General features: G+C 41.7%; 2 protein-coding genes. One reads left to right on the top strand and one right to left on the bottom strand.

Translation table 11 applies throughout. The features are described 5' to 3' along the window. The coding region (gene iscB / locus F6K49_RS49430; protein WP_293110095.1) for an RNA-guided endonuclease IscB at positions 1 to 963 on the top strand (963 nt) is incomplete at its 5' end. 281 nt (positions 964 to 1,244) lie between these two features. On the opposite strand, the gene F6K49_RS49435 is transcribed toward iscB, so the two are convergent. Next, the coding region (locus F6K49_RS49435) for a PAP/fibrillin family protein (protein ID WP_293110097.1) at positions 1,245 to 1,375 on the bottom strand (131 nt) is incomplete at its 5' end.

Raw genomic sequence — 1,375 nt, forward strand, 5'->3', positions numbered from 1 at the left:
CCTAGATTTTTGAATCGTAAACGCTCAGAAGGCTGGCTAGCTCCTAGTTTAATGTCACGAGTTCACAATATCTTGACTTGGACTAAAAAGTTAATCAGATTATGCCCCATCAAAGGCATTTCCCAGGAGTTAGTCCGTTTTGACACTCAAAAAATGGAAAATCCCGAAATATCTGGTGTCGAGTATCAGCAAGGCACGTTGTACGGGTACGAAATACGAGAGTATTTACTTGAAAAGTGGAATCGAAAATGTGCTTACTGTGGAGTGGATGACATTCCTTTGGAAATAGAGCATATCAAGCCTAAGTCTAAAGGAGGCTCTGACCGAGTAAGTAACTTAACTATTGCTTGTAAAAAGTGTAATAAAGCTAAAGGAAGTCAGGATATAGAAAATTTTTTGTCGGGCAAACCTAATGTACTAAAGCATATTTTATGTCAAAGTAAAAAGCCTTTAGCTAATGCAGCAGCGGTTAACTCAACCAGATGGAAATTATACAATTCCCTTAAGTCAACTGGTTTACCAATTGAGACCGGTAGTGGTGGATTAACTAAGTATAATCGTTGCCGTCAAAATCTACCTAAAACCCATTGGTTGGATGCCGCTAATGTCGGTAAAGTTGATCACTTGTACATCGAAAGCTATCAACCATTATTGATTACAGCTAAAGGACATGGGACTCGTCAGATGTGTCGAACGAATAAGTTTGGTTTCCCGACTCGTTATGTGCCCAGGTACAAAGAAATTAAAGGTTTTCAAACGGGAGATATTGTAAAAGCAATTGTAACCAAAGGTAAGAAAATAGGAACCTATACAGGCAGAGTAGCTACTCGCCAAACCGGCTCATTTAATATCTCTACAAAATCTGGACTGGTTCAAGGAATTAGTCACAAATATTGCAGCATTATACACCGGAAAGATGGATACTCTTATAGTTTCGTGCTTCAAGGGATGCAGTGGCCATGAGGGGGTTTCCCCCACTCGCGCTTTGCATCAAGACAAGGAAGCAATTTCCACGCTGCTGTTTATGTAAGGGGAGCGACTCCTCCCCATGCATGAATGACAGGGGTTTCCGTCGCTCCCCTTACCAACCCCTATTTTTTTGATGATAACTGTTGACAGTTGTTTGTTGACAGTTGTTTGTTGAGGGTTAGGGAACAGATATAGCCTTGATCATAGTTATGAGGTACAGTCAATTTTCCCAACCCCTACTCCCTACTCCCTACTCCCTACTCCCTACTCTCTACTTATTTCTTGGTTAACACAAACACACTCCCCTGATTCCCCCGTCCAATGCGCAGGTCATCGTCAAGATAGGTGATCTCTAACCAACCCTGTTGGATGTCCCTATTGATGGGAAACTCAATAGCTGGGAACT

Source organism: Moorena sp. SIO3I6 (assembly GCF_010672095.1).